The sequence below is a fragment of the Streptomyces sp. ISL-66 genome (genome assembly GCF_018614135.1).
Lineage (GTDB): Bacteria > Actinomycetota > Actinomycetes > Streptomycetales > Streptomycetaceae > Streptomyces.
In genome coordinates this window covers 21,646-37,388 of the sequence record NZ_JAGGOW010000039.1, presented here as the reverse complement: position 1 = coordinate 37,388, position 15,743 = coordinate 21,646, and the positions used below count along the sequence as shown (strand labels likewise).

Here is a 15,743-nt window from a genome sequence, read left to right as displayed (position 1 = left end):
GCCCGGGGGGTCAGTCCAGCGGGTCGGATCCGGGTTTGGAACGCTCGTCCAGTTCGAACCAGATCGACTTGCCCTCGCCGCGGGGGTCCACCCCCCAGTTGTCGGCCAGCATCTCCATCAGCAGCACACCGCGCCCGCTCGACGCCATCTCCCCGGGGTGCCGTTTGTGCGGCAGCTCGTCGCTGGCGTCCGCGACCTCGACGCGCAGCCGCCGCGTGCCCAGCTCGCCGACCGCCTGCGCCATCAGCAGCGCGTCCCCGTCCGTGTGGACCAGCACGTTCGTCACCATCTCGGAGACCATCAGCACCGCCGAGTCCACCTGCTCCGCGTCCGCCCAGTCGTGCAGCAGCTCCCGGATCTGCTGGCGCACCCCCGCGACGCGCTCCGGCTCCGCCTGCGCGACCGTCAGCATGGTGCGCCGGGCCGGGCGCGACGGGTGCAGCGGCGGGGCCTCGCAGCCGCAGCCCCCGCCCTCGCGGCACAGCAGGAGGACGGCTATGTCGTCCTCGCGCCGGTCCGCCAGCGGGCCCGTGGTGTGGTGCGAGGACGGGCCGTGCACCGCCTGGACCAGCAGGTCGGCCAGCTTTTCGAGGTGGCGGGGCTCCAGGTCCTCGGGGTCGTGGATGTCCGACTCCAGGATCGCCCGCAGCCGCGCCCAGCCCGTGTCGAGGTCGTGCCCGCCCGTCTCGATGAGCCCGTCGGTGCACAGCATCATCGTCTCGCCCGGTTCCAGGGTGAAACTCGTCGTCGGGTAGTCGGTGTCCGGCACGATGCCGAGCGGCAGCCCGCCGGCGGTCGGCCGCATCAGGACCGTGCCGTCCGCCATCCGGATCGCCGGGTCGGGGTGCCCGGCTCGGGCCACCTCCAGCAGGCCGGTCCGCGGGTCGCACTCCACGTACAGGCAGGTGGCGAAGCGCGGGCTCTGGAAGTCGGTGTCGGTCGAGTACGCCGTGTCGTCGGGGCTCTCCTGCGCCGAGCACAGCCCCGCCAGGAAGCGGGAGGCGCGCGAGAGCACCGCGTCGGGCCGGTGGCCTTCGGAGGCGTACGCGCGCACCGCGATCCGCAGCTGGCCCATCAGCCCCGCCGCCCGCACGTCATGGCCCTGCACGTCGCCGATGACCAGCGCGAACCGTCCCGACGGCAGCGGGATCATGTCGTACCAGTCGCCGCCGACCTGGAGCCCGCCGCCCGTCGGCACGTAGCGCGCGGCGATCTTCATGCCCGGGATCTCGGGACCGAGCTGGGGCATCATCGACCGCTGCAGGCCGGTGGTGAGTTCCCGCTCGGATTCGGCCACACCGGCGCGCTGGAGCGCCTGCGCGAGCATCCGGGCCACGGTGGTCAGGACGGAACGCTCGTCCGGGGAGAAGGACACCCGGTGCTTGAACGCGGCCATCCAGGCGCCCATGGTCCGTCCGGCCACGATCAGCGGCAGGAAGGCCCAGGAGGTCCGGCCGAAGCGCTGGGCGAGCGGCCAGGTGGCCGGGAAGCGCCGTTTGTAGTCCTCTGGGCTGGGGAGGTAGATCGCGCGCCCGGTCCGGACCACCTCGGCGGCCGGATAGTCGGTCTCCAGCGGCATCTCCGCGAAGGGGCCCTCGTCCCCGGGATCGTGCCCGTGGTGCCCGATGATCGACAGCCGGTCGCCGGACACGCCGAAGACGGCCAGCCCGTCGGGGATGAAGCCGGGCATGGAGAGCGATGCCGCCACCCGCAGGACCTCGGCGGTGGAGCGGGCCTCGGCCAGCGCCCGCCCCGCGTCCAGCAGGAACGCCTCGCGCGAGCGGCGCCAGTCGCCGGTGATCGGGGTGTGCGCGGCCGTGGTGCCGGGCTGGGCCTCGGCGATCTCCTGGATGGTGCCGATCAGCTCGTAGTCGACGCGGCCCTGCGCCGTCCGGTGCTCCACGGGCTTCGAGCGGCTCCGTACGATGCGCAGCACGCGCCCGTCCTCGTCCATGATCCGCAGCCGGGCCTCGGCGAGGGTGCCCTCGGCGACCGCGAGGTTCACGATGCCGTTGATCTCGTTCCAGTCGACCGGGTGGAAGCGGGAGCGTACGGCGACCTCGGGCAGGTCCACGGGCTCGGCGGGCAGCCCGAGCAGCCGGGCGGCCTCGCCGTCGAGGGTGACCGTCCCGGAGGCGTTGTCCCATCGCCACAAGCCGGTCGCGATGGCGGCCAGGACGTCCTCGGTGCGCACCCGGTCATCTTTACAGGTCATACGCCTGACGTGCCTGTTCACCGCTCCTCTCAGGGATCCTCTTCGGACTCCTCTCCGGGCTCCTCTCCGGGCGCGCCCGCACGGCACCCGGCCCGGACGGTAACCTGGGGACGGTTGAATCCACCCTGGTATCACGTAGAACTGGATGACTGATGCATCGGTACAGGTCCCACACGTGCGGCGAGCTCCGTGCCTCCGACGTCGCTTCCGACGTCCGGCTGAGCGGCTGGCTGCACAACCGTCGAGACCTGGGCGGCATCCTCTTCATCGATCTGCGTGACCACTACGGCATCACGCAGCTCGTGGCCCGTCCCGGCACCGCCGCGAACGAGGCGCTGAGCAGCGTCACCAAGGAGACCGTCGTCCGCATCGACGGCAAGGTCGTCTCCCGCGGCGCCGACAACGTCAACCCCGAGCTCGCCACCGGCGACATCGAGGTCGAGGTCTCCGCGGTCGAGGTGCTCGGCGCGGCCGCCCCGCTGCCCTTCACGATCAACACCGACGACGGTGTGAACGAGGAGCGGCGCCTGGAGTACCGCTTCCTCGACCTGCGCCGCGAGCGCATGCACCGCAACATCATGCTGCGCTCGGCCGTCATCGCCTCCATCCGCTCCAAGATGGTGGCCCTCGGCTTCAACGAGATGGCGACCCCGATCCTCACCGCGACCTCCCCCGAGGGCGCCCGTGACTTCGTCGTCCCGTCCCGCCTGAACCCGGGCAAGTTCTACGCCCTGCCGCAGGCGCCGCAGCAGTTCAAGCAGCTGCTGATGATCTCCGGCTTCGACCGGTACTTCCAGATCGCGCCCTGCTTCCGCGACGAGGACGCCCGCGCCGACCGTTCGCCGGGCGAGTTCTACCAGCTCGACGTGGAGATGTCCTTCGTCGAGCAGGAGGACGTCTTCCAGCCCATCGAGCGGCTGATGACGGAGATCTTCACCGAGTTCGGCAAGGGCCGCGAGGTCACCTCCCCCTTCCCGCGGATCCCGTTCCGCGAGTCGATGCTGAAGTACGGCAACGACAAGCCCGACCTGCGCTCCAAGCTGGAGCTCGTCGACATCACCGACGTGTTCGAGGGCTCGGAGTTCAAGGCGTTCGCCGGCAAGCACGTGCGCGCGCTGGCCGTCCCGGACACCGCCGGCCAGCCGCGCAAGTTCTTCGACGGTCTCGGCGAGTACGCGATCTCGCTGGGCGCCAAGGGCCTGGCCTGGGTCCGCGTGGGCGAGGACGGCGGGCTGACCGGCCCGATCGCCAAGTTCCTCACCGAGGAGAACGTCAAGGTCCTCACCGAGCGCCTGGGCCTGGCCGCCGGTCACGCCGTGTTCTTCGGCGCGGGCGAGTTCGGCGAGGTCTCCAAGATCATGGCGGGCGTGCGCGTCGAGGCCGCCAAGCGCGCCGGCCAGTTCGAGGAGAACGTCTTCCGGTTCTGCTGGATCGTCGACTTCCCGATGTACGAGGCGGACGAGGAGACCGGCAAGATCGACTTCTCGCACAACCCCTTCTCCATGCCGCAGGGCGGCATGAAGGACCTGGAGGAGAAGGACCCGCTCGACATCCTGGCGTGGCAGTACGACATCGTCTGCAACGGCATCGAGCTGTCCTCCGGCGCCATCCGCAACCACGAGCCCGAGGTCATGCTGAAGGCCTTCGAGATCGCCGGTTACGAGGCCGAGACCGTCGAGCGCGAGTTCGCGGGCATGCTCCGCGCGTTCCGCCTCGGCGCCCCGCCGCACGGTGGCATCGCCCCGGGCGTCGACCGCATCGTGATGCTGCTGGCCGACGAGCCGAACATCCGCGAGACCATCGCCTTCCCGCTGAACGGCAACGCCCAGGACCTGATGATGGGGGCGCCCACCGTCCTGGAGGAGTCCCGCCTGCGCGAGCTGAACATCGCCCTGCGCAAGCCGGTGGAGACGAAGGCCTCCGACCGGCCCGTCTCCGACGCGGTCATCCCGGACGCCGGGTCCCCGCGGGGCTGAACCCCCTGAGACGCCGAAGGCGGCGCCCCCTCTCCTCGCGGGAGGGGGCGCCGCCTTTTGCGTGAGCTTTCGTATGTGCGTATGTGCGTATGTGCCTGCTTGTGGACGGGCCTGCTCGCGTACGCGGTGCCGGGCGGGCTCAGAACCGGTCGAGGATGCCCTTGAGGAGGGCGGCCGAGGTCAGTTCGGCCGGCGCGGGGCCGGCGTGGAAGAAGCCGGCGTTGTCGGCGTCCAGCTTGCGCAGGAAGTCGAAGGCCTTGGCCTCGGGGTCGCCGAAGGCGACGAACTGCCAGTGGATGCCGGGAGCGGTGGCGGCCGCCTCGGCCAGGGCGGCCTTGGCGGGCTGCCGGTTGTCGGGGGCGCCGTCGGTCTGGAAGACGACGAGGGCCGGGCCCGTGCCGCCGTCCTTCTGGTAGCGCTCGACGACGGCCTCCACGGCGACGTGGTAGCTGGTGCGGCCCATCCGGCCGAGCTCCGCGTGGCGGGCCTCGACCCAGTTCTCGTCGTACGCGTCGAGGGACAGGTCGGCGGTGCCGTCCAGCTCGGTGGAGAAGAACACCGTGCGGACGGTGGCCTCGTCGTCGAGGTGCGCGGCGAGGGCGAGGACGTGGTCGGCGAGGTACTGGGCGCTGCCGTCCTTGTAGAACGACCGCATCGATCCCGACCGGTCGAGGACGAGGTACACCGTGGCGCGCGCCCCGGCCTTCCCCCGGCTCCGCAGCGCCTGCCCGGCGGCCTTGTGGGCCCCGGCGAGTGCGGGAGCCTGCCGCTTGACCGCCGCGAGGGCGTGCGCGGGGCCGCCGGTGGCGGCTGCCTCGGGCTCGGGCTCCGGCTCTGTCTCGGTCTCCGGCGCGGACTCGGGCTCGGGCTCCACCTCCGCCTCGGGCTTTGCCTCGGCCTCCGGCGCGGTCTTCGGTGCGGGCTCGGCCTCGGGCTCCGGCTCTGCCTCGGCCTCCGGCGCGGTCTCCGGTGCCGACTCCGGTGCGGTCTCGGGCTCGGATCGCGGTTCGGTTGTGGGCGCGGCTTCCTGCTGCGCTTCCTGCGCGGCTTCCTGCTCGGCAACGGCCGTGTCCGCGACGCGGACTTCCGCTTCGGCTTCGGCTTCGGCGGGGAGCGGCTCCGGGTCGGCGGCTGCCGCGAGAGGCTCGGCCTCCGCTTCCGGAGCTGCCGTGGTTTCCGCTTCCGCTTCCGCTTCGGCCTCTGCTTCGGCTTCCGGCGAGGCAGCGGCGAGGGCCTCTCCGGCTTCGGCCTCGGCCGTAGCCGTGGCCGGCTTCGGGTCGGTGGCGACGGCGGCCAGGGGCTCCGCCTCCGCCTCCACCTCCTCCTCGACCTGCGGTGCGACGGCCTCGGGCTCGGCCTCGGCTTCGACGGCGGCAGCCGCGAGCGGGGCGGAAGCCGGCTCGGCCTCCGCCGCCGTCTCACGCGCGGCCGGGGTGGCCGGCGCGGCGGCTGGGCGGCGGGCTTCCGGGACCGTGGGGTCCGGGTTGGGGGCGGCGGCTGGGGCCGGCGCCGTCAGGACGGTGCCCGGCTCGCGGTCGCGCGGTGCGGACTGCGGGGGGACGGTGGGGTTGTCGAAGGACGCCGCGACCAGTTCGGCCGCCGCGTCCAGTGGGGTGCGTTCGGTCTGGCTCGGGAGGGCCGCCGAAGTGGTGCCGGTCGTCTCCGGAACCGTTTCCGAGGTTCGTCCGAACACCTTGCGCAACAAGCTCCGAATACCCATGGGCCAGGCCTTTCGCATGAGTGTGTGCGTCATTTGTCCGCGCTGCGCGGTAGATCCCTGCCCAGAGTGGACACGTAAGGTTATCGGCCCCTTGGCCGGAACTTCGGCAGGGGCACCTTTCGTGGCGCCCACGGTCCCGACACACCTCTCCCCGCCCGCGAACTCCCGCTCCGCCGTGCCGCATTCACCGGGCGTTCATCCGTGCGCCGCCGCTCCGGCGCAACCCGCGCCTAGCGTCACCGACGGATCGTTCCGACAGGTCGTCGGGGATCGGGTACCAACGGAGGACATTCGTGCGCAAGCTCCTGCCGCTCATCGGCAACCCGCATGGGGGCGGCCGTTCCGCCCTCACCTGCCGCTACCGCTGTGGCGACGCCTGCTTCCACGAGGTGCCGAACACCAGCGACAACGAGTACGTCGGCGACGTCATAGCCCGCGCCTACTCGCGCCGCTCGATGCTCCGCTCGGCCGCCGTCGTCACGGTCGCCTCCGCCGCCGGTACCGCCCTCACCCTGAGCGGCAACGGCTCCTCCGCCAACGCCACCCCCGCCGCCGATCCGCGCAGCGCGGCCGGCGGAGCGGGCGGCAACGCCGACGGCGCCCGCGGTCTGCGCTTCAAGGCCGTCGCACCGAACACCGCCGACAAGGTCACCGTCCCCGAGGGGCACGAGCAGAACGTGGTCATCCGCTGGGGTGACCCGATCGTCAAGGGCGCGCCCGCCTTCAACCCCGACCGGCAGACCGCCGCCGCGCAGGCCGGTCAGTTCGGCTACAACAACGACTTCCTGAGCCTCCTCCCGCTCGGCGACGACTACGAGCGCCGGCAGCTGCTCGTGGCCAACCACGAGTACACGGACGAGATCCTCATGTTCAAGGGCTACGACCCGGCCAACCCGACGCGCGAGCAGGTCGAGATCGCCTGGGCCGCACACGGGCTCGGCGTGGTCGTGGTCCAGGAGGACCACCGCTGCGGCAAGCTGACCGCGGTCAACCGCCACCAGCTCAACCGCCGCCTCACCGCGACCAGCGAGTTCAAGCTGACCGGTCCGGCCGCGGGCAGCGCCCTGCTGAAGACCTCCGTCGACGCCACCGGCACCAAGGTGCTCGGCACCCTCAACAACTGCTCCGGCGGCACCACCCCGTGGGGCACCACCCTCCATGGCGAGGAGAACTTCAACCAGTACTTCGCCAACGCCGGCCAGGTCACCGACCCGGTCGCCGCCGCCCGCCTGAAGCGCTACGGCATGACCACCGGCGCCTCCGAGCGCAAGTGGGAGCGGTTCGACAAGCGCTTCGACGTCGCGCGCGAGCCCAACGAGTCGCACCGCTTCGGCTGGGTCGTCGAGCTCGACCCGTACGACCCGAAGTCCACCCCGCGCAAGCGCACCGCGCTGGGCCGCTTCAAGCACGAGGCCGCGCAGCCGCGTCTGACCGAGGACGGCCGCCCGGTCATCTACATGGGTGACGACGAGCGCTTCGACTACTTCTACAAGTTCGTCTCCTCGAAGCAGATGAAGAAGGGCAACTCGCGCGCGGCCAAGGAGCACAACCTCACGCTGCTGGACGAGGGCACCCTGTACGTCGCCAAGCTGACCGGCGACTCGCCGGCCGCCGGGATCGACGACACCGGCAAGCTCCCCGCCGACGGCGAGTTCGACGGCTCCGGCACCTGGATCAAGCTCGCCACCGGCGGCGTCTCGCACGTCGAGGGCATGACCGCCGAGGAGGTGTACGTCTTCACGCGCGAGGCCGCCGACAAGGTGGGCGCCACCAAGATGGACCGCCCCGAGGACGTCGAGCCCTCCCCGCGCACCGGCCGCGTCTACATCGCGCTGACCAACAACACCGACCGCGGCAAGGCCGGCAAGGCGGGCGCGGACGAGGCCAACCCGCGCAACCTGAACAAGCACGGCCAGATCCTGGAGCTCGCCGAGAACTTCGACGACCCGGCGGGCGACGGCTTCGCCTGGCGGCTCTTCCTCGTCGCCGGTGACCCGAACGACCCGGCGACCTACTTCGCGGGCTTCCCGAAGGAGAAGGTCAGCCCGATCTCCTGCCCGGACAACGTGGCGTTCGACCCGCACGGCAACCTGTGGATCTCCACGGACGGCAACCAGCTCGGCTCCCACGACGGCCTCTTCGGTGTCGCGACCGCCGGAGAGCGCCGCGGTGAGCTGAAGCAGTTCCTCACCGTGCCGCGCGGCGCCGAGACCTGCGGTCCGCTCATCCAGGACAAGCGCGTCCTGGTCTCCGTCCAGCACCCGGGCGAGATCGACGGCGCGTCCGTCGAGAAGCCGCAGTCGGTGTGGCCGGACGGACCGGGCAAGATCGTCCGACCGGCGGTCGTGTCCGTGTGGCGCAAGGACGGCAAGAACATCGGAGTGTGATCCGATGAGTTGCCCGATCCCATGAGTTGAGCGGTGCGGGGTGGATGTTTCACGTGAAACGTCCACCCCGCACACGTGTTTCACGTGAAACATCCACGGCCGCGAGCTCAACTTCCCTCGGTCAGCCGTCCCACGGGTAGCTGGAGCGAGGTCACCGCGCCCCCGTCCGGGGCGTTGGAGAAGCGCAGGGTGATCTCCAGTACCGCCGCCTGCCCGGCCACGATGGTCAGGCCCAGACCGTGGCCCCGCCCCCGTCCCGGGTCACCGGTGCGGAACCGCTGCGGGCCCTGCTCGATGAGGTCGGCCGGGTAGCCCGGCCCGTGGTCGCGGACGGTCACCAGCGGCCCCTCGACGCTCACTTCGATCGGCGGCTGCCCGTGCTTGTCGGCGTTGACCAGCAGGTTGGCCAGAATCCGGTCCAGGCGGCGCCGGTCGGTGCGGACCACCGCGTCCCGCAGGATCCGTACCGAGACGTTCAGGCGGGTGCTCGCCGCGGCCCGTTCCACGGCCCGGCCGAGCTCCACCCGGGCCAGATCGGCCCGCTCGACGCCCGAGTCCAGCCGGGAGATCTCCAGCAGGTCCTCGGTGAGCAGGTGCAGGGCCTTGAGCCGGTCGTTGATCATCTCCTTGGGGCGGCCCTCGGGCAGCAGCGCCGCCGCGGCCAGCGAGCCCGTGAGCGGGGTGCGCAGCTCGTGCGCCACGTCCGCCGTGAAGCGCTTCTCCGCCTCCAGCCGGTCCTGGAGCGAGGCCGCCATGGAGTCCAGGGCCTGTGCCACGTCCCGCACCTCGTCGCGGGAGCCGTCCCGGCGCGGATCCTCGTCCTCGTCGGCGGGGAAGCCGACGCGGGCGTCGAGGTCACCGGCGCTGATCCGGCGGGCCACGGCGGCGGTGGTGGCGAGCCGGCGGCTGATCCGGTTGGCGAGGAAGAGGCCCACGACGGCCACCGCCCCGGCGCCGAGGCCGGCGGCCGCCAGGATGGCGGCGTCGATGTCCCGGAGCCGCGCGCGGGTGTCGGCGTACGGGACCCAGACCGCGAGCGCCTTCTGATCGGCGGGCCCGCCCGCCCACATCACCGGCTTGTGGTCGTACTCGCCCACCATGGTTCCGGTCTCCCCGCGCGCGACCAGCTCGCGCAGCGGCGGAGGCAGGCCGGGCGGATCGAGGGCGGCGTTCACGTCGCCGTGCGTGGTGCCGTACTGGTAGTGGTCGAGGGCGTGTTCCAGGTCCCGGCTCACGTCCTTGCGGAGTTCGCCGGAGATCTGCCGGGAGACGACGTTGTGGACGATGATCCCGAGCGCGGCGGCGACCATGCAGCACACGGCGGTGGTGGTCATGGCGATCTTCCAGCGCAGCCCCCTCGGCATCCGCACCCCCCTCGGCATCCGCAGCACGCGCCCGGTCCCGCCCGCGCTCAGGCCGCGCCGACCGGACCGCAGGGGCCGGAGGCGTCGTTGGCGTGGGGACAGGAGTCGAGGGTGAGCTGGACCAGGTTCATGAGCCCGGCCTTGTCGTCCCACACGTAGTCGGAGACGGAGACGTACGCCGGGTTCGAGGTCGGCTCGCGCACCGCGAGGTGTTCGGCGGCCACTTCCACGCCCTCCAGCACCGCGCGCCGGGACAGGATCCGGGCGATGCTCCCGTCGTCCCGGACGGTGTAGACGCGCAGCTCGCTGAGTCTGCCGTCGAGGTCCAGGGCGGTGATCAGCTCCTCCCGGCCGTTGCCGGTCAGATCGTGCAGCACGCCCGGACGGACCGGGCAGTCCGGACCGCCGTCCACAGCCTGTGTACAGAGTGCGAGCCGCTGGACGGCGCGCGGGTCGACGAGCCGCCCGGTCCCGCCGTCCCCGGCGGTGGCGGCGGTGAGGTCCGCGCGGATGACGTCGAGCGCGTTCACCCCGCGCATGGAGAGGCCGGGGACCTTGGGGAGCCCGGGGACCACGGTGGCCGTCCCCGGCTTCTGGTCCGGCCCGGGGGGTTCGGGGCGGATGTCCTTCCACAGGGTCTGGGGTGCGTGCACCGTGCCCAGGTCCCCCTCGCTGTTCAGCCCCTCCACATCGGCGCAGCCCGCCGCGGCCGCGAGGGCGGCGAGGGCGAGGACGCGCAGGCCGCGGCGGGGGAGTGGCCTCATACCCCGATGCTCTCCCGTCCGGGCCGGACGGGCCCGGGGACGGGGCCATTGGGGGGACGGACCGGTCTACGGGGCTTCGATCTGGGAGGTGGTGAGGGCGCGGGCCGCCGCCAGCTCGTGGCGGACCGGGGCCAGCACGGACGCCTCGGCCACCACCGGCGGGGACGGCGGGTCCAGCTGGGCCGGGCTGCTGGCCCTGCGCACGCCCCGGGCCAGGCCGCGCAGGTCCTCGGCGATCGCCGCGACCTCCGGCTCGGCCGGCGGCCGCGCCCCGTGGTTGACCCGGACCCGGGCCGCGGTGGTCGCGTCGACGATCCGCTCCACGGCGACGACCAGCGGCCACCACGCGGCGGCCCGCGCCCCGGTCGGAGGAGGCTCCGTCAGCGCCCGCTGGAACTCGCTCCGCACGCCCGACAGGTCCCGGTAGATCCGCCGCCGGGCCTGGAGCCGGGCGGTGCGCGCCGCCCGGACCCCCGCCTCGGTGTCGGGATGGCTGCCGAAGGCCCGCTCGACGTACCGGGCGGCGTCGTCCACGGTGTCGGCGAGCCGGTGCCCGATCCGGGTGTGCCAGCTCTCGGGCCACAACAGGTAGCCGGCGAGGAGGGTGATCGCGCAGCCGATCAGGCTGTCCAGCAGCCGCGGCCGGATCAGGTCGAAGCCCTGGTGGTTGAGCAGGTCCGAGAGCAGCAGGATGACCGGGGTGATCGCGGCGGTCTGGAAGGCGTACCCCTTGACGGAGAACGCCGGGATCAGCGCGGCGAGCACCACCATCACCGGCACGTCCCACCAGCCGCGCGGCACCTCCGCGAGCACGGCGGCCGCGATGACCAGCCCGGCGGCGGTGCCCAGTGCGCGCATCACGGCCCGGGAGAACACCGAGCCGAAGTCGGGCTTGAGGACGAAGGTGACGGTCAGCGCGACCCAGTAGGACCGCTCGATCTCCACCACCGACACCAGCGCCTGGGCCAGTCCGATGCACAGCGCGAGCCGCAGACCGTACCGCCAGGAGGCCCCGGAGAGCATCATGTCGCGCACCGCCCGGCGGGCCCGGATCCCGAGCGCGGCGGGCCGGCCGAGCCGGTCGTCGACGTTGTACGGGTCCGGCTCGGCCAGCAGCACGATGGTCGCCGCGTGGCGCAGGGCCGCGTCGATGGCCCGCTCGGACTCGCTGCCCGGTGCGGGCAGGTCCAGTACGGGAGTTCCGGTGCGGCCCTCCTCGACGGCCGCGGCCAGCTCCCGTACGGCCGCCGGGATCTCGGGCGGCAGCGGTTTGCGGCGCAGGTGCGCGGCGGGCGCGGCCTCGACGAGCGGGATCACCACGTTCAGCTGGGCCAGCACCCGCACGAGCGAGGGGCTGCGTCCGTGCACCCGGGCCCGCCGGCCGAGCACCAGGTCGTACGCCTGGTTCAAGGCCTGGGTGACCTGGTGGCGGCGCTCCTCGTACGCGGGCCCCGGACCTCCGGCGGCCTCCAGGGCGTCGGCCAGCGCCCGGTAGGTGGCGGCGACCGCGGCCCGTTCCGGCTGCCGGCCGCGCAACGGCCAGCCGAGCAGGGTCAGCGCGAGGACGAACAGGCCGCCCGCGCTCAGCAGCAGCGGGGCCGTCCACCAGGGCTGGGGCAGCGGAAGTCCGGCGCCGACGACGGCGTTCAGGAGGAGCAGCAGTCCGGAGACGGAGGCGACCGTGCCGATCGAGGAGATCATCCCGGAGACCAGGGCGATCGCGGTCAGGACGCCGACCGCGAGCCAGCCGTGCCCGAACACCAGGGTGCCCAGTGCCACGCCGATACCGCCGAAGAGCTGCGGCACGGCGATGTTCAGGACCCGCATCCGGTAGGCGTCCGCGGTGTCGCCGATGACTCCGGAGAGGGCGCCCATCGAGACGAGCGCGCCGTACTCGGGCTCGTCGAGCACGAATCCGACGGCCAGCGGGACCGCCAGGGCGATGCCGGCGCGCAGCACGGCTGCCCACGGGATCGGCGCGGTGCCCGGCCGGAGCCCCTTGAGCAGCCAGGCGGGAGGGCTCAGCGGGTGGAGCCGTCCCGGCGCGTGCCGAGGCCGCCCGGACGGTATCTCTTCGGTGCGTTCTGTGCTCATTCCCGCTGTGCTCATTCCCGCTTCCGTGGCGCCGCTCGCGAATCGGTTCTTCTGCGCTGTTCTACGGATTTGCGCGTCATTCGGTACCTTCCGAGCTTATGGTGTGCGGCGCAGCCGGCCCATCAGCCAGGCGGCCAGAGCCGCGGCGAGCCCGACGGCCAGCACCACCCAGGCGGTGGTCCGCAGGAACGCGGTGAGCGCGTCGTACACCGCCTCGGCTGCGCGACGGTCGATGTCGGCGGGCAGATCGTCCAGGGTGAGGCGGCGGCACAGCGCCACGGCCGCCCACAGCAGGACGGCGCCGGCCGCGAGCCCGAGCCCGGTTGCGAGCACCGCGCGGCGGCGGCGGACGGCCACGGCGATGGCCGTCCCGGCCAGCACCACGGTCAGCAGGGGAAGCCAGACCCCGGCGACTTGCAGCATGCGAAATCCCTTCCGGAGGGAGCCGAGCCCGTCGTACTCCATGACCGTCACCGAGACGTGGGTCACCGGGATGCGGTCGGCGAACGGCACCCCGTTGCCGACGAGATCGCCCTTGACCTGGGCGATCACGGGTGCGAGGTCGATGGTGACGGCGTCGCCGTGGCCCGTGGTGAGCGCTTCGAAGAAGGCGGCGTGGGCCGCGCGGTTCGCGGCGTCCCACGCGGTGCGGTAGGCGGGGGTGCCGACGAAGGAGCGCAGGGCCTCGCCGAGCAGGGTGTCGAGCCCGCCCTGGAAGGGGCCGGCGTCGATCTGCCCGGAGAGGGCGCGGCCGGCCTGGGTGACGACGAGGTTCTGTACGGCGGGATCCGTGGCGAGCGGGGACATGGCGGCGGTGTACCGGTCGGCGTGGCCGAGCTCGTGATCGGCCCAGTACGCGACGGCGCTCGCGGGCACCAGGAGGGCCACGAGCGCGATGAGTACCGCCGAGAGGAAGGTCCGCACGTCACCAGGGAAAGGCGGGCGGCCGGGCGGCGCGAGCCGGACTGCTGCGAGCGGGTGGCGGGTGGCGGGTGGCGGGTGGCGCGGGGTGCGGGGTGCGGGGCGTGGGGCGTGGGGCGTGGGGCGTGGGGCGTGGGGGCGCCGAGCTTCGGGGTGGCCGAGTGATCCAGTTGCCGCCCGGGGGCGGCGGGTGTGCCCTGGATGGTGGGAGAGAGGAGCCCGTCATGGCACATGCGGCACCCACCGCCCCCAGGCGCCATCGACAGTCCGCGGACGGCGCGATGACCCACGTGAGCAAGTCCGCGCTGGCGCGTCCCCTGCTCATGGGACTCGTCTACGGCGTCTACGCGGCCTTCATGAACCGCCAGACGGGGCCCGTCGACGCGGGCAACGTCTTCTACGGGATCCTGTGCGGCGCGGTCTTCGCGGCCGGTCTGTTCGCCCTGGCCCGGATCGGGCCGCGGCTGAAGCGGGAGGTGCACGCGGCGGCGTACGGGGCCTTCGCGGGCATCACGTTCGGCTACCTCTACAGCCTCGCCGGCGAGAGCGTCTTCAAGTCCACCGGGCTGTCCCTGCTCGTCGGCGCGGGCGTCGCGATGGTGGCGTTCTACCGCTACTACACGCGGGAGGACTAGCGGACCGGCGACCGGGGCACCGGTTCCCGCGCCCCGTGGTCGAACCTCACGTGACCACTCCGGCGTTGCCGAGGGCGCGGGAACCGCTGCTGCCTCGTGTCCGCTCGCGGACCGGGCTACTCGGCGGCGGCGTCTTCGGTCTGGGTCTCGGGCGTCTTCGCGGGCTCGGGTTCGCACGGGCGGCTCTGCGGGGCCGGCGGGGAGAAGCGGGCGGCCTCGGCGCGGAGCAGGGCGTTCAGGGCAAGGTACGGGTCGATGGGCATGGCGAAACCTCACGGTGTTCGGGCGTGTGGGGGAGCTGGGCTGCTGATCGGCCTTGGACCGCTCAGCAGCGCAGGACCACGCTCCGCACCGGCCGGAGGGACGGCGTCGCTACCGTCGTCGCCGTCTCGTGCGGGTCCGCCGCCTCGACACGCGGATGTTTCACGTGAAACACCGGTCGCGGCAGGCCCCGTACGCCCGGGACACCGCGCACGGCCGGGCGGACCGCGAGGCGCACCTCGGGATCGCCGGCCGGGTCGGCCGGTGCCTCGGTGGGCTCGGCGGGTGCCGAGGAGGAACCGCGGGGGGCTTCGGCCGATGCGGCGAACGCGCCCGGACCGCCCGTCCCGAACAGGCACAGCAGTACGACGCAGATCACCGTCAGGGGCACCCTCAGGGCCCTGCCCAGTACCTCGCGCGCGCGCCGCGTCCCGCTCATGCGGAGGGTCTGCCCCGACACGCGGACCGACTCTCCGTCCGGCACGAAGATCCCCCCGACCGGCGGACCAAGACACCCCCCACGGCTGACGGCAGCCGGGGAGGGTGTCCGCTAGCGGGGTGCGCGGCGGTGGCCGGTGAGGCGGGCCAGGACGGCCGTTTCGCCGCCGATCAGTCGCAGTTGGGCCTTGCCGGAGGCGTTTCCGCGCTCGGAGACGCCCATGGGGGAGACCCGGTACACGGTGAACACCGCCGTACGGCGATCCGCGCGGGGGATCTCGATCGTCTGTCCGCGACGGAGCTCGGACAGGCGGAGCGAGTTCCCGGACACCTCGGCGGTGCCGGCCGAGCCGGGGGCCGGACCGGCGGAATCCCACACGGCACGGTCCGCGCCGTACCCGCCGCCCCTGTCGTACCCGCCGTCCCGGTCGTACCCGCCGTCCTTGGTGCCCTTGGCGTCTTCGCGATCTTTGCCGTACCCCGGATCCGCACCCCGCGCCCCGGCGGTCGGCGTCCCGCCCGTCAGCCGTACGTCGATCCCCAGGCTCCGGACGACCAGCCGCAGCGGCCGCGACGCGGGCAGGGGCGCGACGCTCGACCGTACGGACCGGCGCGAGCCCTTGCCGGTGGTGTGCCCGCCGGAGTGCTCCAGCTGCCGTGCGACCCGCCGCGGGCCGGAGAGTCCCAGGACCCGCGAGGGCAGGGCGTCGCCGGCGGTCGGGGCGGTCGGCCCGGCGCCTTCGGTGGCCCGCAACACGCCTATGCCCGTGAGCAGCAGAGTCGTCGTCAGCACGCCGACCACCCACTTGGCGCGGGGCATGAGAATCCCTTCCGGTCCGGCTCGGGCGGCCGGGGTCCTGAGAGCAGTGGACCCCTCCCGGACCCCCGGGGACGCGCGTAACACGACGACCTGACGACACGTCACCGTGCTGTCACCCTGCGGCGGGAACGTCTTCGCAGATGGCGGG

The 15,743-nt window shown here is 72.9% G+C and carries 12 protein-coding genes; 3 read left to right on the top strand and 9 right to left on the bottom strand.

Going from position 1 to position 15,743, the window contains the following annotated elements; genetic code table 11:
• Positions 1-10: 10 nt before the first annotated feature.
• Positions 11-2,194, bottom strand: coding sequence for a SpoIIE family protein phosphatase (locus tag J7E97_RS09005; protein WP_215024312.1), 2,184 nt, complete (start codon positions 2,192-2,194; stop codon positions 11-13).
• Between the two features lie 173 nt (positions 2,195-2,367).
• Between J7E97_RS09005 and aspS the strand changes: the two genes are divergently transcribed.
• Positions 2,368-4,191, top strand: a complete 1,824-nt coding sequence (gene aspS / locus J7E97_RS09000) for an aspartate--tRNA ligase (protein WP_215024237.1) — start codon at positions 2,368-2,370, stop codon at positions 4,189-4,191.
• Positions 4,192-4,330: 139 nt separating this feature from the next.
• Here aspS and J7E97_RS08995 read toward each other — a convergent pair whose 3' ends face one another.
• Positions 4,331-5,911, bottom strand: coding sequence for a VWA domain-containing protein (locus J7E97_RS08995; protein ID WP_215024235.1), 1,581 nt, complete (start codon positions 5,909-5,911; stop codon positions 4,331-4,333).
• A 293-nt stretch (positions 5,912-6,204) separates the two neighbouring features.
• Between J7E97_RS08995 and J7E97_RS08990 the strand changes: the two genes are divergently transcribed.
• Entirely contained in the window at positions 6,205-8,298 is a 2,094-nt protein-coding gene (locus tag J7E97_RS08990) for a PhoX family phosphatase (protein WP_215024233.1), read from the top strand.
• A 107-nt stretch (positions 8,299-8,405) separates the two neighbouring features.
• On the opposite strand, the gene J7E97_RS08985 is transcribed toward J7E97_RS08990, so the two are convergent.
• From J7E97_RS08985 to J7E97_RS08970, 4 genes are all read right to left on the bottom strand, one after another.
• Positions 8,406-9,662: a HAMP domain-containing sensor histidine kinase gene (locus J7E97_RS08985; protein WP_215024231.1), complete on the bottom strand. Its 1,257-nt coding sequence runs from the start codon at positions 9,660-9,662 to the stop codon at positions 8,406-8,408.
• Positions 9,663-9,709: 47 nt separating this feature from the next.
• On the bottom strand, positions 9,710-10,426 hold the full coding sequence (locus J7E97_RS08980) for a hypothetical protein (RefSeq protein ID WP_251054125.1): 717 nt from the start codon (positions 10,424-10,426) through the stop codon (positions 9,710-9,712).
• A gap of 66 nt (positions 10,427-10,492) precedes the next feature.
• On the bottom strand, positions 10,493-12,520 hold the full coding sequence (locus J7E97_RS08975; protein WP_215024229.1) for an FUSC family protein: 2,028 nt from the start codon (positions 12,518-12,520) through the stop codon (positions 10,493-10,495).
• A gap of 96 nt (positions 12,521-12,616) precedes the next feature.
• Complete coding sequence (locus J7E97_RS08970) at positions 12,617-13,444, bottom strand: hypothetical protein (RefSeq protein ID WP_215024227.1); 828 nt, start codon at positions 13,442-13,444, stop codon at positions 12,617-12,619.
• Between the two features lie 221 nt (positions 13,445-13,665).
• Between J7E97_RS08970 and J7E97_RS08965 the strand changes: the two genes are divergently transcribed.
• Positions 13,666-14,076, top strand: a complete 411-nt coding sequence (locus J7E97_RS08965) for a hypothetical protein (RefSeq protein ID WP_215024225.1) — start codon at positions 13,666-13,668, stop codon at positions 14,074-14,076.
• A 116-nt stretch (positions 14,077-14,192) separates the two neighbouring features.
• Here the strand turns inward: J7E97_RS08965 and J7E97_RS08960 are convergent, their stop codons facing one another.
• The 3 genes from J7E97_RS08960 to J7E97_RS08950 form a co-directional block, all read right to left on the bottom strand.
• Positions 14,193-14,339: a hypothetical protein gene (locus tag J7E97_RS08960; RefSeq protein WP_215024223.1), complete on the bottom strand. Its 147-nt coding sequence runs from the start codon at positions 14,337-14,339 to the stop codon at positions 14,193-14,195.
• A gap of 62 nt (positions 14,340-14,401) precedes the next feature.
• A complete protein-coding gene (locus J7E97_RS08955) occupies positions 14,402-14,776 on the bottom strand; it encodes a hypothetical protein (protein ID WP_215024222.1) in 375 nt (124 codons plus the stop codon).
• A 111-nt stretch (positions 14,777-14,887) separates the two neighbouring features.
• Entirely contained in the window at positions 14,888-15,595 is a 708-nt protein-coding gene (locus tag J7E97_RS08950) for a hypothetical protein (RefSeq protein WP_215024220.1), read from the bottom strand.
• Positions 15,596-15,743 lie beyond the last annotated feature (148 nt).

Coding starts and splice junctions, on each gene's coding strand:
- aspS (WP_215024237.1), top strand. CDS start 2,368: ATGCATCGGTACAGGTCCCACACGTGCGGCGAGCTCCGTGCCTCCGAC.
- J7E97_RS08995 (WP_215024235.1), bottom strand. CDS start 5,911: ATGGGTATTCGGAGCTTGTTGCGCAAGGTGTTCGGACGAACCTCGGAA.
- J7E97_RS08985 (WP_215024231.1), bottom strand. CDS start 9,662: ATGCCGAGGGGGCTGCGCTGGAAGATCGCCATGACCACCACCGCCGTG.
- J7E97_RS08980 (WP_251054125.1), bottom strand. CDS start 10,426: ATGAGGCCACTCCCCCGCCGCGGCCTGCGCGTCCTCGCCCTCGCCGCC.
- J7E97_RS08975 (WP_215024229.1), bottom strand. CDS start 12,520: ATGAGCACAGAACGCACCGAAGAGATACCGTCCGGGCGGCCTCGGCAC.
- J7E97_RS08965 (WP_215024225.1), top strand. CDS start 13,666: ATGGCACATGCGGCACCCACCGCCCCCAGGCGCCATCGACAGTCCGCG.
- J7E97_RS08960 (WP_215024223.1), bottom strand. CDS start 14,339: ATGCCCATCGACCCGTACCTTGCCCTGAACGCCCTGCTCCGCGCCGAG.
- J7E97_RS08955 (WP_215024222.1), bottom strand. CDS start 14,776: ATGAGCGGGACGCGGCGCGCGCGCGAGGTACTGGGCAGGGCCCTGAGG.
- J7E97_RS08950 (WP_215024220.1), bottom strand. CDS start 15,595: ATGCCCCGCGCCAAGTGGGTGGTCGGCGTGCTGACGACGACTCTGCTG.